Genomic DNA, 1,317 nt, shown 5'->3' with positions numbered 1-1,317 from the left:
GCGGCCAAGCCGGCGCCTGCCCGCGCGCCCAAGGTCGACCCGGCCGCCCGTGCCGCCGCCGAGGAAGCGGTGAAGGCCGCCCTGGCCAAGCTCGAGCAGGAAACCGCCGAAGGCCATGGCAAGGCCACGGCCGGCGCCGCGGCCGCATTGCGCGCCGTGCTGAAGGAGCATGGCCGCTACATTGAACAGCCGCTCGAAGGCCAGGTACATGCTGCGCTGGTTGCGGCTGGTGAACTCGAGGGCTGGCAGCGCTGGAGTGCGGACAAGGTCCGCGAAGAGCTGGTGGCCAAGGCCGAGGCGCTGCTCAAGCGTCCCGAAGGCCAGGCCCTGGGTGGGCGCAAGATGCAGGAAAGCCTGCGCGCCCTGCGCGACCAGTGGAAGAAGGCCGACCAGGGCGGCGTGCCCAACCACGCCCTGTGGAAGCGTTTCGACGAAGCCTGCAACGAGGCCCACAAGGTGGTCGAGGCCTGGCTGGAAAAGGTGCGTGCCGATGCCGCGGAGCACCGCGCCCATCGCCTGGCGCTGATCGAGGAAGTGAAGGCATGGGCGGCAGCCCATGCAAACAGTGCCGACCTGAAAGCGCACAACCGCGCGCTGCACCAGTTCGCCGACCGCTGGCGCGACGCCGGCCACGTGGGCGAGAAGGTGTTTGCCGAACTGCAGGCGCAATGGGCCGAAGCTTTCGGCGCTGCGCGTGCGCCCATCGACGCAGCGCAAAAAGGCAGCATCGAGCGCCGCCAGGCCCTCATTGCCGAAGCCGTGGCCCTGGGGGCCGCGCCGCAGCTGCGCATCGACGCGGTGAAGGCGCTGCAGCAGCGCTGGCAGGCGGAGGCGCAGAGCGTGCCGCTCGAGCGCCGCCAGGAGCAGAAACTGTGGGACGCCTTCCGCGCGCCCATCGACGAAGCCTTCAACCGCAAGTCGGCCGAGCGTGAAAAGGCGAGCGCCGTCATGAGCGAGCATGACCGCCAGGTGCTGGCGGCGTCCAAGGCGCTCGACACCGCCAATGCGACCGGTGACGCACAGAAGATTCGTGCGGCGGTGGCCGATCTCGAAGCCGCATTGCGCGGTGAGTTCAAGCCCGCCCCGGCGGACGGTCCGAGCGTGGGCGCCACCGAAGTCGTGGCGCCGGGCCAGGCCGCGGCCGAATTCGCCGAGAGCGCCAGCCTGGCCGGCGCACCTTCCGAGGGCGGTGGCGAAAACACGGAGGCTGCCGTCCCGGCCGAGCCGGCACCAGCCAACGACCTGACCGCGCCTGCCGATGGTGCGGACCCCTCGGCACGGACGGACGCGGATGCGCCGGCGCCGGCGCCTGCCCCT

General features: G+C 71.3%; 1 protein-coding gene. It reads left to right on the top strand.

Going from position 1 to position 1,317, the window contains the following annotated elements; genetic code table 11:
* On the top strand, positions 1-1,317 hold a 1,317-nt coding region (locus VSO01S_RS26485; RefSeq protein ID WP_153305465.1), incomplete at both ends, for a DUF349 domain-containing protein.

This window comes from Variovorax soli NBRC 106424, from assembly GCF_001591385.1.
In the GTDB taxonomy this organism is placed as follows: Bacteria; Pseudomonadota; Gammaproteobacteria; order Burkholderiales; family Burkholderiaceae_C; genus Variovorax; species Variovorax soli.
This window is presented reverse-complemented; position numbering and strand designations above follow the sequence as displayed.